Source organism: Psychrobacter pasteurii, assembly GCF_900162815.1.
Lineage (GTDB): Bacteria > Pseudomonadota > Gammaproteobacteria > Pseudomonadales > Moraxellaceae > Psychrobacter > Psychrobacter pasteurii.
The window spans coordinates 1-20,998 of the sequence record NZ_FUGD01000041.1; the positions used below are offsets into that span (position 1 = coordinate 1).

At 43.1% G+C, this 20,998-nt stretch carries 18 protein-coding genes; 12 read left to right on the forward strand and 6 right to left on the reverse strand.

Going from position 1 to position 20,998, the window contains the following annotated elements; genetic code table 11:
- From A1232T_RS01535 to bamB, 8 genes are all read left to right on the forward strand, one after another.
- The coding region (locus tag A1232T_RS01535; protein ID WP_143513933.1) for a zinc ribbon domain-containing protein at positions 1–259 on the forward strand (259 nt) is incomplete at its 5' end.
- A gap of 133 nt (positions 260–392) precedes the next feature.
- Positions 393–1,589 (forward strand): dual-specificity RNA methyltransferase RlmN, encoded by a 1,197-nt coding sequence (gene rlmN, locus A1232T_RS01545; protein ID WP_095532709.1) that lies wholly within the window; start codon positions 393–395, stop codon positions 1,587–1,589.
- A 501-nt stretch (positions 1,590–2,090) separates the two neighbouring features.
- Entirely contained in the window at positions 2,091–2,576 is a 486-nt protein-coding gene (locus tag A1232T_RS13665; RefSeq protein ID WP_095532708.1) for a tetratricopeptide repeat protein, read from the forward strand.
- Between the two features lie 213 nt (positions 2,577–2,789).
- Positions 2,790–3,635 (forward strand): helix-turn-helix domain-containing protein, encoded by an 846-nt coding sequence (locus A1232T_RS01555; protein WP_077447722.1) that lies wholly within the window; start codon positions 2,790–2,792, stop codon positions 3,633–3,635.
- Positions 3,636–3,754: 119 nt separating this feature from the next.
- Positions 3,755–4,879 (forward strand): flavodoxin-dependent (E)-4-hydroxy-3-methylbut-2-enyl-diphosphate synthase, encoded by a 1,125-nt coding sequence (gene ispG, locus A1232T_RS01560; protein WP_077447723.1) that lies wholly within the window; start codon positions 3,755–3,757, stop codon positions 4,877–4,879.
- A 114-nt stretch (positions 4,880–4,993) separates the two neighbouring features.
- A complete protein-coding gene (gene hisS, locus A1232T_RS01565; protein ID WP_077447724.1) occupies positions 4,994–6,304 on the forward strand; it encodes a histidine--tRNA ligase in 1,311 nt (436 codons plus the stop codon).
- Positions 6,305–6,382: 78 nt separating this feature from the next.
- Complete coding sequence (locus tag A1232T_RS01570) at positions 6,383–7,195, forward strand: YfgM family protein (protein WP_077447725.1); 813 nt, start codon at positions 6,383–6,385, stop codon at positions 7,193–7,195.
- A 209-nt stretch (positions 7,196–7,404) separates the two neighbouring features.
- On the forward strand, positions 7,405–8,601 hold the full coding sequence (gene bamB / locus A1232T_RS01575; protein WP_077447726.1) for an outer membrane protein assembly factor BamB: 1,197 nt from the start codon (positions 7,405–7,407) through the stop codon (positions 8,599–8,601).
- 105 nt (positions 8,602–8,706) lie between these two features.
- Here the strand turns inward: bamB and A1232T_RS01580 are convergent, their stop codons facing one another.
- A complete protein-coding gene (locus A1232T_RS01580; protein WP_077447727.1) occupies positions 8,707–9,717 on the reverse strand; it encodes a DUF1853 family protein in 1,011 nt (336 codons plus the stop codon).
- Between the two features lie 231 nt (positions 9,718–9,948).
- Positions 9,949–10,860, reverse strand: coding sequence for an alpha/beta hydrolase family protein (locus A1232T_RS01585; protein WP_077447728.1), 912 nt, complete (start codon positions 10,858–10,860; stop codon positions 9,949–9,951).
- Between the two features lie 169 nt (positions 10,861–11,029).
- On the opposite strand from A1232T_RS01585, the gene A1232T_RS01590 reads away from it, so the two are divergent.
- Positions 11,030–11,719 (forward strand): LOG family protein, encoded by a 690-nt coding sequence (locus A1232T_RS01590; RefSeq protein WP_077447729.1) that lies wholly within the window; start codon positions 11,030–11,032, stop codon positions 11,717–11,719.
- A gap of 114 nt (positions 11,720–11,833) precedes the next feature.
- Here A1232T_RS01590 and A1232T_RS01595 read toward each other — a convergent pair whose 3' ends face one another.
- Positions 11,834–13,534 (reverse strand): FAD-dependent oxidoreductase, encoded by a 1,701-nt coding sequence (locus tag A1232T_RS01595; RefSeq protein WP_077447730.1) that lies wholly within the window; start codon positions 13,532–13,534, stop codon positions 11,834–11,836.
- Between the two features lie 450 nt (positions 13,535–13,984).
- On the opposite strand from A1232T_RS01595, the gene A1232T_RS01600 reads away from it, so the two are divergent.
- Positions 13,985–14,278: a DUF1294 domain-containing protein gene (locus A1232T_RS01600; RefSeq protein WP_244152333.1), complete on the forward strand. Its 294-nt coding sequence runs from the start codon at positions 13,985–13,987 to the stop codon at positions 14,276–14,278.
- Between the two features lie 95 nt (positions 14,279–14,373).
- Here A1232T_RS01600 and lspA read toward each other — a convergent pair whose 3' ends face one another.
- The 3 genes from lspA to yihA all read right to left on the reverse strand — a co-directional run bounded on the left by lspA (position 14,374) and on the right by yihA (position 18,769).
- Positions 14,374–14,994 (reverse strand): signal peptidase II, encoded by a 621-nt coding sequence (gene lspA / locus A1232T_RS01605; RefSeq protein ID WP_077447732.1) that lies wholly within the window; start codon positions 14,992–14,994, stop codon positions 14,374–14,376.
- Positions 14,987–17,827: an isoleucine--tRNA ligase gene (ileS, locus tag A1232T_RS01610; RefSeq protein WP_077447733.1), complete on the reverse strand. Its 2,841-nt coding sequence runs from the start codon at positions 17,825–17,827 to the stop codon at positions 14,987–14,989. The genes lspA and ileS overlap by 8 nt, the downstream gene beginning before the upstream one ends.
- A 225-nt stretch (positions 17,828–18,052) precedes the next feature.
- Positions 18,053–18,769, reverse strand: coding sequence for a ribosome biogenesis GTP-binding protein YihA/YsxC (gene yihA, locus A1232T_RS01615; RefSeq protein WP_077447734.1), 717 nt, complete (start codon positions 18,767–18,769; stop codon positions 18,053–18,055).
- 752 nt (positions 18,770–19,521) lie between these two features.
- Here yihA and A1232T_RS01620 point away from each other — a divergent pair.
- Together A1232T_RS01620 and A1232T_RS01625 are read left to right on the forward strand one after the other, a co-directional pair.
- Entirely contained in the window at positions 19,522–19,830 is a 309-nt protein-coding gene (locus tag A1232T_RS01620) for a c-type cytochrome (RefSeq protein WP_077447735.1), read from the forward strand.
- Positions 19,831–20,196: 366 nt separating this feature from the next.
- Positions 20,197–20,862, forward strand: coding sequence for a c-type cytochrome (locus tag A1232T_RS01625; RefSeq protein WP_077447736.1), 666 nt, complete (start codon positions 20,197–20,199; stop codon positions 20,860–20,862).
- Positions 20,863–20,998: the final 136 nt, after the last annotated feature.

The window sequence follows — 20,998 nt, forward strand, 5'->3', positions numbered from 1 at the left end:
TGAACTTAAACGACAACTGGAATACAAATGCAAGCATGCAGGTTGTCAGTTTGAGATCGTAAATGAGAGTTACACTACCCAGACCTGCTCGTGCTGCCATAAAATAAGTGACAGTAGTCCAAAAGGTAGAGCAGGTTTGCGAATAAGAGGATGGACTTGTGCTGAGTGTGGCACATGGCATGATAGAGATATCAATGCTGCTAAGAATATCCTTGCGGTCGGGCTTGACCGTCTAGCTGTAGGAATCCCCTCGGTTTAGCGAGGGGAGGAAGTCAATTAAGTCATAAAGTTATTTAAGCCATAAAAAAGCTATCTTCACGATTCATAGTGATCGTATCTATCAAACCCACATATCCTATTAGGTTAGTTAAGTCCTCATGACCAAAATTCCAATGCAGCCTGCTGACAGCGCGCCAGCCACATTTCATCCTAACCAAGACGCTCAAACCAAGACCAATATTCTTGGTATGAGCCAGCAGCAGTTAGGCGAGTACTTCAAGCAGATAGGGGAGAAGCCATTTCGTGCCACTCAGGTTATGAAGTGGATCTATCAGCACGGGGTAACTGACTTTGAGCAAATGACCAACTTGTCTAAAGGCCTACGTGAGAAGCTAAGCGAGCAGGCGTGTGTCGAAGCGCCAGAAGTAGTGCACAAAGAATTTAGTGAAGATGGTACCCGTAAATGGGTGTTCAAAGTGGCCGGTGGCTCTTTGGTAGAAACCGTCTTAATTCCTGCTGATGACAGTAAGGTGAATGGACGCAAGACTTTGTGTATCTCATCTCAAGTGGGCTGTGCCTTGGACTGTAGCTTCTGTAGTACAGGTAAACAGGGCTTTGAGCGCGACTTGACGCCTGCTGAAATTATTGGTCAGTTATGGGTAGCCAACGCCTCTTATATGGAAGGCGTGGACAACTCAGAGTGGCAAAATAATGTCACCAACGTAGTGATGATGGGAATGGGTGAGCCTTTACTTAACTACAAGCCCGTTGTGTCTGCAATGAGCTTGATGCTGTCTGATCATGCTTATGGGTTATCAAAACGTCGAGTTACTTTATCAACCTCGGGTGTTGTGCCTAAAATGTATGACTTGTACAAAGACATTGATGTGGCCCTAGCCATCTCATTACACGCGCCAAATGATGAGCTGCGTAATGAGCTGGTGCCTATTAATAAAAAATATCCGTTAAGTGAGCTGATTGCTGCAGCCAAAGCTTATGTGCATGACAACAATCCTCGTCATAAAAAGCACGTTACCATTGAGTATGTGATGCTGGCAGGCGTGAATGACAGTGATGAGCATGCCCATCAGTTGGTTGAGCTGCTAAAAGACTTACCTAGCAAGATTAACTTAATTCCGTTTAACCCATTCCCACATGCGCCGTATGATCGCTCGAGCAATAACCGCATTCATGCCTTTAGCAATATTTTAAATAATGCTGGTTTTGTTTGTACCATTCGCCAAACCCGTGGCGATGATATCGATGCAGCTTGTGGTCAACTAGTGGGACAGGTAGCGGATAGAACGCGACGCTCTGCTAAGTGGCAACAAAGTATTAAGTCTCGCCAAGCTGAGCAAGAAAACAACTAGAAACCAAACGGGTTGTCATGTCTTGGCCTGATATAGCTTAGTAGAACAAAGTTTTTATTGCAGCTAAAAGGTGTCCAAGAGCAATAAAATGATACTAACAGCGGTATTAATAGTAGTTTGGTTTTCCCCCTGCTGCTGCGTCAAGTAGGAGCAGGGGAGGTTTTGGGGTAAAATTTTTAGAGGTTTTAGGTGCACAAACTGGGCTAGGCCGTTACAATACCCTGCAGGTGGTGTTATATTTAGCAAAACGTAATCTATTTAGGGATAAAAATGACAGGCATGGCTCAGAACTATTTTACTGCTGAGCGTATAATTCGGCTGACATTATCCCAAGGTTTTGGCTTAATTAGGACCCAGAAGCGTTTTGCTATATTGATTGTAACCACAGGCCTCATGCTGGGTTGTTAGTCAGTTTCGTACCAAACTCAAGCTAAAACGCAAGAGGCTAATCGTTCCTACTCTAAAGCACAAGCCGATGAGATTGCGTATATTAGAACTCAGATGGCAGCTCAATATTTACAGCAAAATCAGCTGGATAATGCCAAGCGCCAATTAGAAAAAGCACTGTCTGCCAATGAACGCTATGCCCCTGCTTATGATATGATGGGGGTTTTGTTACAAACAGAAGGCAGTCCGTTAAATATTACCAAGGCTGAGTCCTACTTTCGCCAAGCCTTAGTGTTGCAGCCGCTGCTGATGAAAGCCCGCAATAATTATGGTGTCTACTTAGCACAGTTGGGCCGATATGATGAGGCGCTGACTCAGTTTGAAATAGCGGGCGCTGCTTTGGGCTATGAAGGTCGAATTAAGGCCTTAGAAAACTTAGGCGTTACGGCTTTAAAAGTGGGTGATTATCCGCTTGCCACTGACACCTTTGTCAGAATATTAGAGCGTGACCGCAGTAATTTATTGGCTCACCTAGAGCTGGTAGATTTATTAATCATGGATCAGCAGTGGCAACAAGCTAAGACTTTATTTATATGCTGAGATGCTAACTCTAGTAGCAGAGCAGGATACCGCCCACCCTAGAATACAGCAGCAAGGGGCTAAGTTGAGTCTTTAGCTGGACCTAAATATAATATAATTAAGTATAAAGTAAGTTATTCATGCAACGATATAATTCGCGACAGCTTTAGCTGACTTACCGCATAGTGAAGAAGCCAAAAAGCTAAAAATTTGGATTCGTAACCCAGAGGCATCATGGAAACCGATAGAAAAGACCCGTTAACCCCTACCTTAGATACATCAAATCAGAATGTTGGCTCGTTTGGGAATCGACTCAAGCAGGCTCGTATTAATAAAAACCTAACCCTAGATGATGTGGCGGCTGAGTTATTTATCCTACGTCGCCATCTTGAGGCAATTGAAGCAGAGGACTTTAGATCTTTGCCACAGATAGCCTTTGCTCGAGGTTTCGTGATTAACTATGCTAAGTTTGTTGGGCTAGATCCAGATGAGATTGCAGATAGTTTTAATCGTAACTATCCTGATGAGTTAAAAAAGAAAAGCGTTGATGATATCGAGTCTCCGCTAAAGCCTATGGGTACTTTGCAGCGCGAAGGTCGACGGGCTATTCGTATTAACCCTCTTTTGGTATTGGGTTTAATCGGTCTGATTATTTTAGCGGTCTTCTTAATTCGCACCATTTCCAATGCTAAAGATGCTGCACAAGTCGAGACACAAGACAGTGCTTTGGTAGATGATTTGTCTGACAGTGAACAGTCAGCAGGTGCCGCAGTGAACACCACTGTAGTCAGCAGCGGTAATGACTTACAAAGCTCAGGGTCAGCCTTGAGTCTGAATGCCGAAGACGCTACTTTAGACTTTCGAGTGACAGATACTACGCCGTTAACAGTGGTTGATGCCACAGGCAAAACCTTATTGACCGGTGAGCAGGGCGCGGGTAACTATAAGCTATCTGGAAAAGCTCCCTTTAAAGTACAAATTGGCAATGTGTCTAACGTGACTTTAAATCTTAATGGAGAGTCGATTAAGCTAAATGACTTTGCCCAAAATAACCAAGCTAACTTTAGCTTAGCTCCTTAATAGGTCTGTTCTCTACTTTATATATTCAGCATTATGGGCTTATCTATGATTGTTACATTAGTTAAGCCCTGCATTATCAGATAACCGTTCTATAAATTTTCAGTCAACTGAGAAGTCTTATGTCTACTCCCTCTCCAATTAAACGTCGTCAAACCAAAAAAATCTATGTCGGTGATGTGGCAGTCGGTGGTGACGCCCCGATTAGTGTCCAAAGCATGACCAACACCGATACCTGTGATGTAGAGGCTACGGTAGCCCAGATACAGCGCTGCGCGGAAGCTGGTGCTGACATGATGCGTATTTCAACGCCTACCATGGATACCGTTGCTGCTTTTGCAGAAATTAAAAAGCAAGTCAATATTCCGTTAATTGCAGACGTCCACTTTGACTATAAGATTGCCTTAGCCGTTGCGGCTGCAGGGGCGGACTGTCTTCGTATTAACCCAGGTAATATCGGTAATGATGCCAAGGTGAGAGAGGTTGTGGCCTGTGCTCGCGATTATAATATTCCTATTCGTATTGGGGTAAATGCAGGCTCTCTAGAAAAAGAGATTCAGCGTAAATACACTGAGCCAACTGGTGAGGCTATGGTGGAATCTGCCATGCGCCACATCGACATCTTAGACCGCTTGAACTTTGATCAATATAAAGTATCGGTAAAAGCCAGTAATGTGTTTTTAACTTTAGATGCTTACCGCTTATTGTCTCAGCAAATCGACAACCCACTGCATTTAGGGGTAACAGAAGCGGGTGTGTATCGCACTGGTACAGTTAAGTCTGCCATTGCTTTAGGCGGCTTATTATTAGACGGTATTGGCGACACAATTCGTATTTCGTTAGCTGCTGAACCAGAAGATGAGATTAAAATTGGCTTTGATATCCTAAAATCACTGGGTATTCGTGCCAACGGTATTAACTTTATCGCGTGTCCTAGCTGCTCTCGTCAAGAATTTGATGTAATTCGAGTGATGAACGAGCTAGAAGCCCGTTTAGAAGATGTACGAGTTCCAATGGACGTGTCTGTAATTGGCTGCAAGGTGAATGGCCCAGGTGAGGCAAAAGAAGCAGACATCGGTGTGGTAGGCGCTTCGCCTAATTCATTGGTATATTTGCAAGGTGAGAAGAGTCATTTAATCGACACCACCACTGTGGTAGATAATATCGAAAAAATGGTTAGAGAGCGTGTGGCACAAGCAGAACAGAAAGCGGCCAATGAGATTTTACGAGTAGATGGCAGCAATTAATCTGCTTAAGTAATTGAGTCTGCAAAAATATAAGTAACCGCCTTACTTAGCTAACCTGCATCTTCATAATAAAGTTAGAAATTAAGCTAAATAAAAAATATTTGGGCAAACAGTATGATTAAATCAATCAAAGGTTTTAATGACATCTTGCACGTGGCTACCTCTAGCAGCCAACCGAGCAGTGAATGGCGTCATTTAGAGGGCATATTAAAGAACGTTTTAGATCAATTTGGCTATGATGAAATTCGTCTGCCGATTGTTGAAGAGACACAGCTATTTGCCCGTGCTATCGGTGATGCCACTGATATCGTTGAAAAAGAGATGTTTAGTTTCACCGATAAGTCAGATCCACCGACACCTATTACGCTTCGCCCTGAAGGGACAGCCGGTGCAGTGCGTGCTGTTATTGAGCATAATCTACTGCGTGGTGATAGCCCCAAACTTTGGTATTTAGGCCCCATGTTCCGTTATGAGCAGCCACAAAAAGGCCGCTATCGCCAGTTCCACCAGTTGGGTGTAGAAGCTTTTGGTAGTGAGCTTGCTGACGTGGAAGCTGAATTGATTGCGATGACGCACATGATGTGGAAACGTCTTGGCATTGACCATGAGCTAACTTTAGAGATTAATAGCTTAGGCGAATTAGATGAGCGCCTAGCTTATCGTGCCGCCTTGGTTGAGTTTTTGCATAACAAAAAAGACTTGCTAGATGAGGACAGTCAACGTCGTCTAACCACCAATCCGCTACGTATCTTAGACAGTAAAGACAAAGAAACTCAAGCGATTTTAGAGAATGCCCCTAGACTAGCAGACTATTTAGGCGAAGATAGCAAGGCTCACTTTGAGCAATTAAAAACCTACTTAACGGCGCTAGGTATCGACTATGTGGTCAACCCAAAACTAGTGCGCGGCTTAGATTACTACAACAAAACCGTATTTGAGTGGGTAACCGATAAGCTGGGTTCACAAGCTACGGTTTGTGCTGGTGGTCGTTATGATGGTCTAATTGGCCAGTTAAAATCTATTGGTAAGCCTGCAGATAAAGCCAAAACAGTTAAGTCAGATCCCGCAGTAGGTTTTGCTATGGGTATTGAAAGACTGTTGCTATTGGTGCAAGCGGTAAACCCAATGCCAGAATTTTCTTCTTGTGATGTCTTTGTGGTGGTTCACCCAGAGTTATATGATCAAGGTTTTCTGTACGCTCAGTCCTTGCGTGAAGCCCGTCAAGACTTACGGATTAAGATGTCTAGTGCCAACAGTATGAAGGCACAAATGAAAAAAGCCGATAAGTCAGGGGCTAAAATAACGGTTATCATAGCGCAAGACGAAGTAGAAAATGGCAGTATTAGTATTAAAACGATGGAAACTGGGGAGCAGGTAAGCCAAGATAAGTTATGGCTACACAGTTCTGAAAACTTTAGTTTATAATTCAAAACTTATCTTAGATTAAGCAATTGGCAATACAGTTTTTTTGCATATTCGGTAATTAACTTTTTAGGTAGATTTATGGCCAAAATTCCCTCTTCTAATTCACCACATATGAATAACCCAAATGGTGATCCCCAGTCAACGGAGAAGCTAAAGCAGGCTGCAGGCTATATTATTGGCGCTATATTAGTGGCATTAATAGGCTATTTTGGTTGGAGCTACCTGCAAAACTCAGGTATGAAAGCCGATACCGTGGCAGCTGATAAGTATGCGGCCATTGAAACTGCCAATGATGAGTTATTAGGTCAATCAGAAGGTAAGGCCGAAGCCAGAAAAAAGCTAAATGCAGATATCGATGCGTTAGTGGCTGAGCATGGCAACACCGTCTATGCTTGGCAAGCGCTTATGATTAAATCGCGTAATGCCGTTGATGCTAATGACATGAAGACCGCAGCAGAGGCTTTGAAAAAAGCGTTAGATATTGATCTAAAAGATGCGGGTCTACATTCCATTACTCAGCTTCGTTATGCGACAGTGCTGTTGGCCAGTGGTGATTTAGATGCCGCTTTAACTCAAGCATCAATTGATGTGCCAGTTGCTTTTGAAGCCAGTCAGCAAGAGCTATTAGGTGATATTTATCTCGCCAAAAAAGACAATGAAAAAGCCGTACGTGCTTATGAAAATGCGTGGAGCTTGGTGTCTAAGCGTCATGAAGAGCGTCCTTTCTTACGCTTGAAGCTAGAAAACTTAGGTATAAGTCCTAAGCCGATTGAACCTGAAGAACAAATTGTAGACGCTGCTGCTATGCAACAGGCGCAAGTGGCTGAGCTGGGTGACATGGACCCAGAGCTAGAAGCGGCTATCGCTGAAATGGAAGAGGCTGCGCAATAACACAGCAGCCTACTATTTGTCTTGCTATTGCTCTATAGTTATAAGCCAACAGCAATGCTAGTTACAATAAGTAATTACAATAAATAGCCTTTTGGCTTTTTGTTTATAACCGAATTTGTTATAACATACACAACCATAAGATTAGTCCCAAAACTGCCTCAAGCTTTTTTCGGCACTATGATTTTTAACCTGATTGAGCTGATTCAACTATGTATAACAAGAAACCGCTATCTACTCCAGCAAGCCTTATTGCCCAAGCCTCAAAGATTACTGTCTTGTGTGCTTCCCTTGCTTTGGTTGCTGCTTGTGGAAAGACCATTAAACCTGAAGAGCGTAATCCGACTAAATTAGTGCAGCTTGAGCAAGCTATCAATGTGGTTGAACCAGTGTTTCAGACATCAATAAGTGACCGCTCGAAGTTGGCTGATGTTAACCGTTTTGAAGTGGGTTTCGACGGCAAACAACTGGTCGTTGCTTCAGGCGCAGGTAAGGTACAAAGCTACGGTCTAAATGGTCAGACCCTGTGGAGCGTTGACCTAAAAGAGGACATCGTTGGCGCAGTTGCCTTCGACAGTACCAGCCAGACTGCTGTGGTTACTACGAAATCTGCCCGTGTGGTTGCTTTAGACACCAATAACGGTCAAGTTAAATGGGAAAACAAGGTCAGTGGTACCGTATTAGCTCCAGCCTTAATCCATAATAACCGTGTCATTCTTTCGGCCAATGACGGAATCATGCACGGATTGTCTTTACAGTCAGGTCAGTCTATCTGGCAGTTTGCTACCCAGACACCTAGCATTAGCGTACGTGGTAGCGCTAAACCGACTTTATTAGACAATCAAACCGCATTGATGGGCGGCGCAGATGGTCGTCTACACGCAGTAGAGATTGAATCAGGTATTCCTAAATGGAACCGCCGCGTGGGTATCCCTTCTGGTGCTAGTGAAATCCAACGTATGACAGATATCGATGGCACTCCTACAGTGGATAAAGGTCAGCTATTGGCAGTAAGTTATAGTGGACAGCTAATGTCTGCAGATTTGGCAAGTGGTCAGATCACTTTCTTACAAGAAGCGGCGAGTAAAAACAGCTTAGCGGTGACTAATACCGCTGTTATCACCACCACATTAGACGGTAAGGTTAAAGCCTTTGATCGTCAAACTGGCGAGCCTTTATGGGAAAACGAAGCATTGACTTATCGTCAGCTAAGTAATCCTGAGCTTGTTGGCAACTATATTGCTGTGGGTGACTTAGAGGGTGTGGTTCACTTTTTATCACCACAAGATGGCCGTATCGTTAGCCGTACCCAAACCAAAGGCGCTATTACCAAGCTAACCTCTGAAGGCGGCTACTTATTGACTCAGACTAAATCGGGTCAAGTGAGTGTGTGGCGTCTAGTGCGTTAATTAGTCTGGTCTATAAATCTATAAAAAATAAACCAGATTATAAAAAAAGAAGCCCAAGTCATTGGGCTTCTTTTTTTTGTAAGTGATTAATAGCGGGCACTAACCCTATCTATCGCGAACCAGAACCACAGGCTCACCTTGATTAAGGTATAAGTTGGTGTCTATGTCCTCAAGCTCAAGCGGCACATAAGGCCACCGGGATAAGCGGGCGCGACGACGACGCAGCTCCTCTTTCTCTAAATGAGGGTCTAAGTCAGTCACCTTGCTTTGCATTAAGAAGTCAGCATCATAGAAGGGGCGGTGGGTAAGCCACTCAATATAATGTGCCGGACGCAGCTCGGGCATCTGTAACGCTTCAAAATCATTACGATTATTAATGGAATACCATAAATGAGTAGGGAAGGTCTCATTTAGCCAGTCAGGACTGGGTTCGCTGTTATCTGCCTGTTTAAAGAACCTGCCTTTCATGACCACATAGCGTTTATCAATTTTTATTTTTTGATAAAAGTCCAAGTCTATCCATATACTACGAAAAGGTTTGGTCTGCATATGGATCAGCTTTCGTTGTAACGTATCACGAGCATTTATGCCCACCCAGTTTTCAAATTTGTCATAGGGGGTAGAGCCTAAATAAAACTTTATCGCCAGCTCCCAATGCTCAACTTCCTTACTGTGATGATTTTGCAAAATAAAATCCAGCTCGCCTGTGGTTTGCATGCCACTGTAAAGCTGTACATTATGAGCAATCACTTCATAAGGGTGAATCCCTAACTTAAAGCCATCTTCTAACCAAAAATGAATCAGACCTTCAAAGTGAAACCCAAGTCGGTAAGGGCTAGGACGAGACATCAGGTAGCGGGTCAAGTGTTGATAATCGGTACTATTGTCTAATTGAGCCAAGCGCTCAGCGTAGTTTTCATACTGAGTCTGCCAAAAGGTAGGCTCATGAACGAATATCGGCGCAGACACAATATTGGGGTCTGGAGAAAACCATTGCCGGAGTACATCAGGACACGCCAAAGCAAAGGCTAAGTCACGCACAAATGGGCGTTTATAACGCAGCCAGGGCTGAAATACTTCAGGGTCAGTCTCGGGGGAGATTGGGTTTGTGATCATAAATAGACACTAGGTAGAGGATTCAAAAAAGAGGATTGAGGGGTTAAAAAGTGAGAGCTTAAGTTGACTATGGCCAGCATTAGGATAACCGTCCTAGCCATAGCAAAGATAGTCTTTAACCTTACCATCAATCGGTACTAGTTTGAAACCTGCTCCAACATTAGGTGGGTTGCAGCAGGTAGAGGTTAGCAGGTAGTCATAAACAAAGACAGGTAGCCATAAACAAGGCAGTTAGGCTGCGTGCTGTTCAATCCAGTCAGTAGCCATCTGCCATAGCTGAGGCGCCTTTTTATGTGTTTTTGCGCTAAAGAATTTCATATGGCCGATATGATTTAAACCAAACTCTTGAGGCTGGAACATTTCTTTTTTGGCAGGCATGGCAGTAAATACAGCCAGCATATCATCGACGTTTTTGGCATTGGCAATATCATCGTCGCTAAAGTTTAACCATAGTGCTGGGGTTTTTAGCTCGTCATAGAAGTGAGTGACGACCGTTTTGCCAAAAGCAGTTTTGATATAGCCTTTTCCATTACACCAGTCACGCCATTGGCTAGCGACACCGCGCGGTAATGGCTCCCCCATATTGAATTTATCTGAAGGGGTATAGCCTAGCAATAAGTTACCCAAGGTAATCGCACCGTTCATAAATAAAATGGCTTGAGCCTTAAAAGGCATGTCCATATTTTTGATACGACCAGACGAGCAGGCGATATTGACCACAGAGCTTAGGGCTTGGTAGTTTGGCATCAGCCCAATCAGCTGACCGCCTGCACTGTGACCTATTAAATGATATTTGGCGTTTGGAAACTCATCTTGTAGCGCCTCTAGCACGGCAGTGGCATCATGGCGTCCCCAAGTGATTAATGAGGCATCACATTTTGACAGCGGGCAGGTTAATGAGTCGCCGATGCCCTCATTGTCATAAGTAATAACGCCAAAGCCTTGCGAGGCCAAGTAGCTGGCAAAGTTATGATAAAAGACGCGTTTAATCCCCGTAGCAGGGGTAATCATAATGGCATTTTTCACCGAATCACTGTCGCTATCTTTTGGTAAATATAAGCTAGCAGTCAAGGGTTGATTGCGCTCGGTAACGATAGTTAAAGTTGTCGGCTGGTTGGTGTCATTATGTGTCGGAGTACTCATTTCGACTTCCCTGTAAATATAATTTTAAAACTAGATGGATTCATGTATCGCTTTTAAACTAAAACGAACACAGTGAAAAGTTTCGATGCTTCTGACTATGTTATGATATCGATATTGTGTATTCACAACCTATTTATAACTTTTTAATCGATCAAGGTGGCATTTATTTATGACTCAAAAGTTAAAAGCTGAGACCAACTCAGCAGCACAGACAACACTAACAACCATTACTAGTAAAGATGTTGAGCATGTGAGTGAGGTGGTAGATAAATCGACTATCAAGCAGCCTTTGGTCGCAGTGTATTGTGGTTCACGTATGGGCAATAACCCAGTCTATGAGGCGGCAGCAAGAGAGTTGGGTGATGCTTTAGCAAAAAATGACATGGGCCTGGTCTATGGCGGTGCCAGTATTGGTCTTATGGGCGCTGTGGCCGATACGGTTATTTCAGGCGGCGCTCAGGCAGTAGGGGTTATTCCTACCTTTATGCTAGATCATGAGATTGCTCATGAAGGCTTAACCCGTTTACACCTAACCGATACCATGCACACCCGTAAAGCCATTATGGCAGAATACGCAGACGCCTTTATTACCTTGCCTGGCGGTTTGGGTACTTTAGAAGAAATCATGGAAATTGCCACTTGGCGTCAGCTTTATCAACACGAAAAGCCTATGGTTATTCTAAACATTAATGGCTTCTATGATCCGTTAATTGAGCATTTAAAGCACACCGCAGCAGAAGGCTTTATGAAGCAAGAAGACATAGAAAGGTTGGTGGTGTGTGATGATATTGAATCGGCCGTGTCTTTACTGAATAAGCTGGTTCATATTGATGATCCTGTGGCCACCCATAAAATTTAAGTCAGGTTTGGATTTCAACTTTATTTAATAAAACAATCTCGCTTAATAAAATAATTTTGCTTAATAAAAAAGCTGCCCTGAATTAAGGCAGCTTTTTTTGTGTCTATTAAACCATTAAGCTGTCTGTTGCTGACTTAGTGGGGTAACGACGCCTGACATAGGAGTCGGGAAGGCGCGCTCAGAGGCAAACCGTCTTGCCAATTTGTCCACATCTTGCTTACCAATGTGACTTAAGTATATCCACTGGTGATGCTGGCGAGTAGAGTCTTGCTGTGGGGTAGATTGAATGAATTTTTGTGATTCAAGTACTGCCACAATATCATCCGAGGCCTCTAGTGCAGAAGAGGCTTTCACATTCTCCGCACGAGCATAATTTAGCTCAGGGTATAGGCTGACATCTGCCACCCGTAAGGTGTCATTATCGCCAGGTATTTGCTGACCGCCATACAAAGCATTTTCGGTGGGTGTTGCGGTAGCAAAGTTGGGTACAAATTCGCTGACTTCATCAATAGCTCTTTGGCTGCGCTCATGCAGCGTAGCTGGGTTCCAACCCTCTTTAATATAATCTAAGTATTTTGATTTTAGCTCAGGCTGGGCGTCATCTTCTTTGGTGGCTACTAGGCCGTCTTTGAATAAGGTGACGGCTTTATTCATACTGTGAATTTGATAATAGCCGTCAGGGTAAGGGGTAAGTTGAACCATGCCTTGAGGTGTACCACGTTTGCCATGAATGATAATCTCCGGCAACCTAATAGAGGGATGAACCAAGTCCACACTTACAGGCTCTTTTGTAGCAGTGGCAGCTTGAGCCATTTTGCTCCAATGTGTGACATAAGAGGCTTTAAATTCAACCATACGCTGCACAGGGACCCCAATCATATTATCGATAATGCCTGTCTTGAAGCCACAAGCATTGATTAGGTAATCCACGGTAATAGATTGAGTCTGCGCTTGCTGTTGCTCTGTAGATTGTTGATAATTGATCACCCATTTAGGGGCTGATGCATTATTATTTGCATCAGAATTTGCCAGTTTATTTGCTAGGTTATTTGTCAGATCATTTTCCACAGCATCGGCTTCAGTGACATTAATAACCTGGGTATTAAGCAGCAAGTGAGCATTAGGATAAAAGCCTAGCGCAATCTGAGCAGAGGCTGCCAGACGGAAAATATTCCACCCATATTCCTGCACGGCAACAATAGGGAATTTAAGTTTGTCCAAATCTAAGTTTTTTGCTGCATTGAGCATCCAGTGATCCAGCTCTTTTGGGATTTGGTCTTCAGGAAAAACAGAAGGGTCTGAATCATTGGCTTTGATTAATGCCTCGAGCTGCTGTCTGTCATACAGGCGATAGTAGTCTTCAGCCTCTCCCAGTACCTTATTGGCAGGGTCAGCTTCAATCATGGCTTTGTATTCACGAGTTAGTAACTGCAGACGAGGTAAAAGGTCTTCAGGATTGCCATCATCTCGGTTAGGAATAGCAATAATAGTAGGTCGCACATCAATACTGTGCGGATACATACGCAGCATATCTATCGATTGCTTTAACAGCTCTACGCAATCCTCATCGGGTATTTCACGATATAAGTTGCCGCCAGCATGAAGGTGGCACATAGGTGGGCCATCAATCAAACTGGCCTTAGCTTCAAATAAATAAGTTTCAATGCCTAAAGCCGCTAAGCGAATGGCAATGGTTGACCCAGCAACGCCGCCGCCGATAATACCTACCTTCAAACGCTCTGTATTAGACAAGGGTTGGGTTTCCAGTAAGTGATTTAGATTTTGATTAATGTCGTTATCAGTTTTATGAGTCATTATATTTAAATCAATAGTTATACTTAATAGGGATTTATGTTAGTTTGATGCTCGGTTACAGTAGCAAATATCAGTAAAACTCACTGTTGCTTCAAGGTTGTAGCCTCGTAAAGCTAGCCTAGTTTCTGTACTATAGATGGTGATGATGAGCCGGTTATACAAGCACCTTTATGGTTATAAAATCAATAACAAACTTGGTTATTAACCGTTATCTACAACTATTAATAACCATCAAGGGTTATCAAGTTGGCCACAATGTGAAAATAAAGCGACCATGAAATGACCATGAAAAAAGATTATTTTATTATTTAACACAGCCTGTTTTAAGAGAATATGATGAAAAAAAGCCCCATAAGAAGGTCCAAAAATCCGGTTAGTTTTCAACAGAAACAAAAGCAGCAACTTATGTTAGCTTTTGGCTTTTATGCAGTTTTAATAGTGATTGCTGCCATGGGTAAACTCAGTTGGAGTATCGTGGGCTGGTATGCCTTAATAGGGGCGGTCACCTATTTGGTTTATGCAAAAGACAAACAAGCGGCTCAGCAAGGAAGGTGGCGTACACCTGAATCAACTTTGCATTTACTTAGCGTGCTTGGAGGCTGGGTAGGGGCTATGATGGCACAAAATTATCTGCGCCATAAAACCAAAAAGTCGGAATTTAGATTGGCGTACTATCTAACGGTCATAGTCAATTTAGCCGTACTGCTGTATCTTATTTCTGGAGGAGATATCTCCCAGCTTTAACTTACAGTTAGCCAAAATAAAGCCCGTCTCTTGACGGGCTTTATTTATTTGGTATTTCTTTTTTGGGTGTTTAAAGCTGCTTTGCAGTCATTGGTTTAGGCCTGAAATTTGGCATTGCGTTTGCCTTCCAAGAACAGCATATCAATCACCACAATGGCCACCCCAACACAAATGGCAATGTCAGCCACATTAAAAATAGGGTAGTGCCACACATCAGCATAATGCACATGGATGAAGTCAATGACTTTACCAATGCGTACTCGGTCAATTAAGTTGCCAATAGCGCCGCCTAAGATTAAGGCCAGTCCAACATTTAGTAACTTGGCTTGACGCGGAGCTCGAGTGAGATAAACCACTAAAAATAACGACATCACGAAGGAAAGTCCGGCAAAAAACCATTTTTGCCAACCACCTTGGTCCGCTAAGAAGCTAAAAGCAGCCCCATAGTTATAGGCTAAAGTCCAATTTAAAATAGGTTCAATGACAGCAATGGGCTCATGGAAATTAAGCTTAAGCTCAGCCAGCCATTTGGTCCATTGATCTAGCCCAATGACTACCACCGAGAGCACATACCATAACAAGGCCCGCTGCTTATTGGGTATAAGCTTAGGGCGCTTATTGGGACTGGGCGAGGCAGTGGCATAAGCGGGAGTGACCGTGCTGTTAGCTGGGTCACTCGGGCCAGTGTCTGAATGTTTGCCTGAAGTGTTAGGCATAATGTCGAACCTCACCTGGGCCTTCAATGTTACTCACGCAGCGGGTACAAATCTCTGGGTGCTTAGGATCTGAGCCCACATCATCACGTACGTGCCAGCAGCGGATACACTTAGTACCTTCTGCAGAGGTCACTTCAACACGAAGATTGTCTAACTCTGTGGCATTACCTGATTGCGAATCATCCAGCTTATTTAAGCTCGCTGAGCTGGTAATCAACACAAAGCGCAGCTCATCTTCAAGCTTCGCTAAGCTATCGTAAATCTCACCATCAGCATAGATAGAAACAGCTGCTGATAAGTTAGCATTGATTTGTTTTTGTTCACGCGCATGCTCAATAACTTTGTTGATGGCGTCTTTGGCTTCTAAAATAACGGTCCAATCTGCTTCACTGATTTTGTCCATGCTAAAGTCAGGCAGCTCGTACCAGTCTTGAGTGAACACGTAAGCATTGGCACCAGTGGCCGACTCTTTAAGTAGAGCTTCCCAAGCTTCTTGAGCAGTGAAGCTTAAGATGGGAGCTATCCAGCGCAGTAGAGCGTGAGCAATGTGATACATCGCTGTCTGTGCTGAGCGGCGAGGCTTACCTGCTGCCATAGTGGTATATTGACGGTCTTTAATGATGTCTAAGTAGAAGCCGCCCAAGTCTTGTGAACAAAACGCGGTTACTTGCTGAGTAACTTGGTGGAAGTCCATCGCATCATAAGCAGCGACAATGGCTTCTTGAACTTTTTGAGCCCGTAGCATGATGTATTTATCAAGGCTCACTAGCTCATCCATAGCCAAGCTATCAGTCTCAGGCTTGAAGTCATCTGTGTTGGCTAGCAAGAAGCGTACTGTGTTACGGATACGGCGATACATATCGGTAGCGCCTTTAAAGGCTTGCTTACCGGCATTCATCTCATAGCGGTAATCGCTTGAGGCGATCCACATACGCAGCATGTCAGCGCCAGTTTTATTAATCTCATCTTGTGGGTTGATGATGTTGCCTAAAGATTTACTCATCTTACGGCCGTTTTCATCGACCACGAAGCCATGGGTTAATACCTGTTTATAGGGCGCTCTACCATACATGGCTTCAGAGGTTAATAATGAGGTCTGGAACCAACCACGGTGTTGGTCTGAGCCTTCCAAGTACATGTCAGCAGGGTTGGTCTGGCTCTCGTCTTGTTCAAGCACAGCAAAGTGCGTGGTTCCTGAATCAAACCAAACGTCTAAAGTATCAGTTGATTTGACATATTCCTTAGCATCTTCACCGATGAAGTCTTCAGCTTTAGCATCAAACCAAGCTTCTACACCGCCTTTTTCGATAACTTGAGCGATATCTTCCATCAACTCAAGAGTATTTGGGTGTAGCTCATCAGTGTCTTTGTGGATGAAGAAAGGAATAGGCACGCCCCAAGTACGCTGGCGAGAAATACACCAGTCTGGACGACCTGCTACCATAGCTTCGATGCGGTTCTGGCCCCAAGCAGGAGTCCAAATGACATTTGGGATGTCATGCATGGTTTGCTGTCTTAAAGTGTTGCCGCCTTCAGTGACCTTGTGATCCATACGGATGAACCACTGCGGAGTGGCACGGAAAATAATTGGAGATTTATGACGCCAGCAATGGGGGTAGCTGTGCTCCATCTTGTAATGCTTTAATAGATGGCCGCTGTCATTTAAAGTCTCAATGATTTTTGGCTGTGCTTTATAAATGTGCTCACCAATGAATACTTCAGCTGTGTCTAGATAGACACCATTACCGCCCACTGGGTTAGTCACAGGTAAGTCATAGCGTAGGCTCACTACATAGTCATCAGCACCATGAGCAGGTGCTGTATGGACTAGGCCAGTACCGCTTTCAGTGGTCACGTGATCGCCTAAAATGATCGGCACTTGACGAGACTCAATCAGCGGATGCTGCGCTTTGATTAGCTCAAGCTTATCGCCAGATAAAGTAGTGACAACCCCTTCATTTTCTAAGCCAAGAGCTTGCAGTGCATCTTCTACCAAGTCGGTAGCCAGTAATAAGTTGCCTTTGCTGGTTTTAACCACGCTATATTCAAAGTCAGCACTTACCGAGATCGCTTGGTTGGCTGGTAGGGTCCAGGGCGTTGTGGTCCAGATAACGGCTGCCGTCTTATCGGTACTACCTTCAGGCAGAATTTGTGAAGGGTCAACAAGGTCAAATGCCACATAGATAGCATCTGAGGTTTTATCTTCATATTCAACTTCTGCTTCAGCCAGTGACGAGCCACAATCTAGACACCAGTTAACCGGCTTCATGCCACGAGTGACATAGCCATTGGCATAGATTTTGCCTAGAGCACGTACGATATTGGCTTCTTGTTGGAAGTTCATGGTTAGATAAGGATTGTCCCAATCACCAAATACACCCAAACGTTTAAAGTCAGCCATTTGTAGCTCAACTTGGCTACGTGCATATTCGCGGCATAGGCCACGGAATTCAGTGGCGGATACTTTTTGACCAACTTTACCGACTTTGGCCTCAACTTTTTGTTCAATAGGCAAACCGTGACAGTCCCAACCTGGTATGTAGGGAGCGTCATAGCCTGATAAAGTTTTTGATTTAACAATAATGTCTTTTAAAACTTTGTTTACCGCATGACCTAAGTGAATCTGACCGTTGGCGTACGGAGGGCCATCATGCAAGATGTATTTTTCACGTCCTGCTTTGGCTTCACGAATTTTGCCGTATACATCATCTGCTTCCCAAGCCTTTAACCAATCTGGCTCACGTTTAGCTAGGTTGCCTCGCATTGGAAACGCTGTATCGGCAAGGTTTAACGTATCTTTGTAATCTGGAGTTGAGTTAGTCGAATCAGTCATAGAAGCCGTCTTATATGTTAAGTTGAAACAAAAATGAAAATTTAAAAAACTAGATAAAATGCTGCGATGCTAAAAGTAAAAACAGTAAATCGTCATGAGGCTAAAGTAAGTTTAGCAATTTATAAAATATTTAAGACTTACAAAAAATCGCGATAAAGTAAAGCACAATATTCTCATTATAAAATAAAAGCTTACCTAGAGGGAAATGGCTACTAGACTCGATAGCTATTCACTCGTAGATGAGTCAGTAGCTTGGCCATCAATTCTTAACCAGCGTCCCATCACTTCTGCCAATTCATCCACCCCTTCTTTTTTTAATGAAGAGAACAGTTGAATAGTAAAAGGTAAATCAAGCTTTTCTAATTCACGTTTGGTCTGTAGAAGAATGTTTTTGGCTGGACCGTATTTAAACTTATCGGCTTTGGTCAATAAAACGTGGACAGGCAGCTCGCCATCTTTGGCCCAAAGTAGCATTTGCTCGTCGAAGAACTTTAGCGGGTGACGGCTGTCCATTAATAGCACTAAGCCTGCTAAGCTTTCGCGTGATACCAGATACTCTTCTAGCTCTTTTTGCCAAACCAATTTCATCTTTTCAGGGACCGCTGCATAGCCGTAGCCAGGCAAATCCACCAATCGGGCTTCTTCGTTGCCAATAGAGAAGAAGTTAATCATTTGCGTACGCCCTGGTGTCTTAGACGATCGGGCCAACTGACGTTGGTTGGTTAGCACGTTAATAGCAGAGGATTTACCGGCGTTAGAGCGCCCTGCGAAAGCCACCTCATATCCGGTATCGGCTGGACATAATTTAAAGGTGGGTGCAGACATCAAGAATTCAGTTTGCTCTAGACGTTTGCGAGGTGATAAATGGGATAGATCTGCTGCAGATTCTGGGGCAACATATTGTGGAGCTTTGGTCTTTTTTGTCTTTGGTGCATTAGCCATAAGGTGTCTCAAGTTTGAACGGTATAAAATAAATTTGACGGCTATTTAATAAATAATGGGTTACGTTTTGTCAAAGAGTCCTCATAAATAGTAGGACACTAATATAGGCACAATTATAGTGAGGGTAAAAGTAACGTTAAATAGGGGGCCTGTAATCTGTACCATTATAACCAGTCTTGCTTATTAAAGATAATAGCGTGAGTGAAGGATTGTGTCACAGAGCTAAATAGCACAGAAAAAAGCATCAATTAGGGTTAAATATATTAAACATAGCCATAAAACCTAGCTATAAAACTAGTTATAAGAATAATACAGTCACAAAAATCCAAAATTCAATTAATTAGTATATATTAATATAAAAAATCAATTGTTTATTTTTATTTGAGTGTATTAAAGTTAACCCTCGCAGTATTTACAAAAACACAGAAGGTTGTCATTGAAATAGAGATAAAAACCTTCATAATAGTAGTTAAGTGAATGGGTGTATACTGAAATTACAGAGCTGACATTAAAGAGCTAATATCAAATAAAAGCCAGTCACAGAAAAAAGCTGCATACAATAAAGTCAGTTAACCAAAAAAGTCAGTTAACCAAAAAAGTCAGTTACCCAAAGATTACTAACCCATTTTTATTAATTGTACGATACCTCGTTGGATTATACGGCTCCTATAGAGCCACTAATTTATAAGTTTTTTTCAACCACACCTTTAATAATGTGATTGTAAAAAGCGGCGAAGGTAAGGAGAATATTAATGAAGTTTAATAAAGCACTGTTACCTATGTTTGCGACACTAATGCTAAGTAGTATTCCTGTACTAGGTAATGCCGATGTGGCCAAACGTTATGAGGCCAGCTGTGCGACCTGCCACTCTAGTGGGGCATTTGACGCACCCCAAAAAGGGGACAGCCAGTACTGGGAAAAACTTAAGTCTGAAAAAGGTATGGCTGCTTTGGTTGACTCGGTAAAAATAGGCGGAAAGCAGATGCCTGCTGGCGGCTTATGTAATGAGTGTACCACCCGAAAAGACTATGCTGAACTGATTGAGTATATGTCAAAATAAACGCGGATTTTGACTCAGCTTTTCATTCAATTTTTCACTTAATATGGTTGTTTTAATTTTCTGCGCTATGTCGCAAAGCCCTGATTAAATCAGGGCTTTTTGTCTTTATAAGTTGAGTTAAGTATAGTTTATTGCTGCGTACTGACTAATATGTCACGGATAGGTAGCTATTTTTACAAAACTATTGATATAATAATGGCATTAATTATTCTCTGTGAGTAGTTATAACTGAACCATGCGCTGATAGCTTATCCCTAAATTCGGGTTAAGTGATACCTTATATTTAACGTTTGGCTATCATCGTTTCAGCGTCAAAGTTATAGTTGCTTAGCTACCGCCTGAAAGATTTAGTAGGATTAGACTACAATGAAAAAATTGCTCGTTGCCACCAGCCTATGTGTTGCCAGTATCAGCGCCAGTGCAGTTATCACTGTGCCTAAATATGATGCTGAAGCCGGTCAAAAGATTGTTGAAAGTAACTGTGCTGCCTGTCACGGTATGACAGGGACCAGCGTTGTCCCAACTCAGCCAAACCTTGGCGGTCAAAATGTTCGCTATCTTTTCAAACAATTAAGAGACTTTAAAACAGGATATCGTGTTAACGGTATCATGCAAGGTCAGATTGCTACCCTAAACGAACAAGATTTAGCCAACGTTGCGGGTTATTATTCTGAACAAAAGCCATGGGGTGCTTTCGCAGGTAACCCAGCCACTGCTGAAGAAGCAGGCAAGCTGTTCTTAGGCGGTGATAAAAAGCGCGGTGTTATTAGCTGTGCAGGGTGTCACGATCCTAAAGGGGCAGGTAACGCTTATGCTGCTTTCCCACGTATTGGTGGTCAGCATGCTGAGTATATCGGCCTACAACTAAAAATGTTCCGTGCTGCAGGTCGTGAAGACGATGTCAGCAAAGACCAAAAACGTGTTAACGATGCTGCTAAAGCCGGTGAAAAAGGTATGATGCAAGTGGTTGCTGCTAAACTTAGCGACCGTGATATCAAAATCTTGTCACAGTTTGTTAGTGCAGTTCACTAATTTAACGGCTAGATAAGCTTATCGGCTGACTCTTGCAGAATAAAAGGTAGGATAAAAGCCAATAACCTTACTCAAAGTAGCTAAAGAGATTTAATAAACAAAAACCCCGTTCTTCGGGGTTTTTGTTTATTATCAG

Excerpts from the sequence above, each read along its gene's own strand:
- A1232T_RS01625 (WP_077447736.1), top strand. The coding sequence starts at position 20,197 with ATGAAAAAATTGCTCGTTGCCACCAGCCTATGTGTTGCCAGTATCAGC.
- ileS (WP_077447733.1), bottom strand. The coding sequence starts at position 17,827 with ATGACTGATTCGACTAACTCAACTCCAGATTACAAAGATACGTTAAAC.
- A1232T_RS13665 (WP_095532708.1), top strand. The coding sequence starts at position 2,091 with ATGGCAGCTCAATATTTACAGCAAAATCAGCTGGATAATGCCAAGCGC.
- A1232T_RS01570 (WP_077447725.1), top strand. The coding sequence starts at position 6,383 with ATGGCCAAAATTCCCTCTTCTAATTCACCACATATGAATAACCCAAAT.
- A1232T_RS01580 (WP_077447727.1), bottom strand. The coding sequence starts at position 9,717 with ATGATCACAAACCCAATCTCCCCCGAGACTGACCCTGAAGTATTTCAG.
- rlmN (WP_095532709.1), top strand. The coding sequence starts at position 393 with ATGCAGCCTGCTGACAGCGCGCCAGCCACATTTCATCCTAACCAAGAC.
- A1232T_RS01600 (WP_244152333.1), top strand. The coding sequence starts at position 13,985 with ATGGGTAAACTCAGTTGGAGTATCGTGGGCTGGTATGCCTTAATAGGG.
- ispG (WP_077447723.1), top strand. The coding sequence starts at position 3,755 with ATGTCTACTCCCTCTCCAATTAAACGTCGTCAAACCAAAAAAATCTAT.
- yihA (WP_077447734.1), bottom strand. The coding sequence starts at position 18,769 with ATGGCTAATGCACCAAAGACAAAAAAGACCAAAGCTCCACAATATGTT.
- A1232T_RS01585 (WP_077447728.1), bottom strand. The coding sequence starts at position 10,860 with ATGAGTACTCCGACACATAATGACACCAACCAGCCGACAACTTTAACT.
- A1232T_RS01595 (WP_077447730.1), bottom strand. The coding sequence starts at position 13,534 with ATGACTCATAAAACTGATAACGACATTAATCAAAATCTAAATCACTTA.
- A1232T_RS01590 (WP_077447729.1), top strand. The coding sequence starts at position 11,030 with ATGACTCAAAAGTTAAAAGCTGAGACCAACTCAGCAGCACAGACAACA.
- hisS (WP_077447724.1), top strand. The coding sequence starts at position 4,994 with ATGATTAAATCAATCAAAGGTTTTAATGACATCTTGCACGTGGCTACC.
- A1232T_RS01620 (WP_077447735.1), top strand. The coding sequence starts at position 19,522 with ATGAAGTTTAATAAAGCACTGTTACCTATGTTTGCGACACTAATGCTA.
- A1232T_RS01555 (WP_077447722.1), top strand. The coding sequence starts at position 2,790 with ATGGAAACCGATAGAAAAGACCCGTTAACCCCTACCTTAGATACATCA.
- bamB (WP_077447726.1), top strand. The coding sequence starts at position 7,405 with ATGTATAACAAGAAACCGCTATCTACTCCAGCAAGCCTTATTGCCCAA.
- lspA (WP_077447732.1), bottom strand. The coding sequence starts at position 14,994 with ATGCCTAACACTTCAGGCAAACATTCAGACACTGGCCCGAGTGACCCA.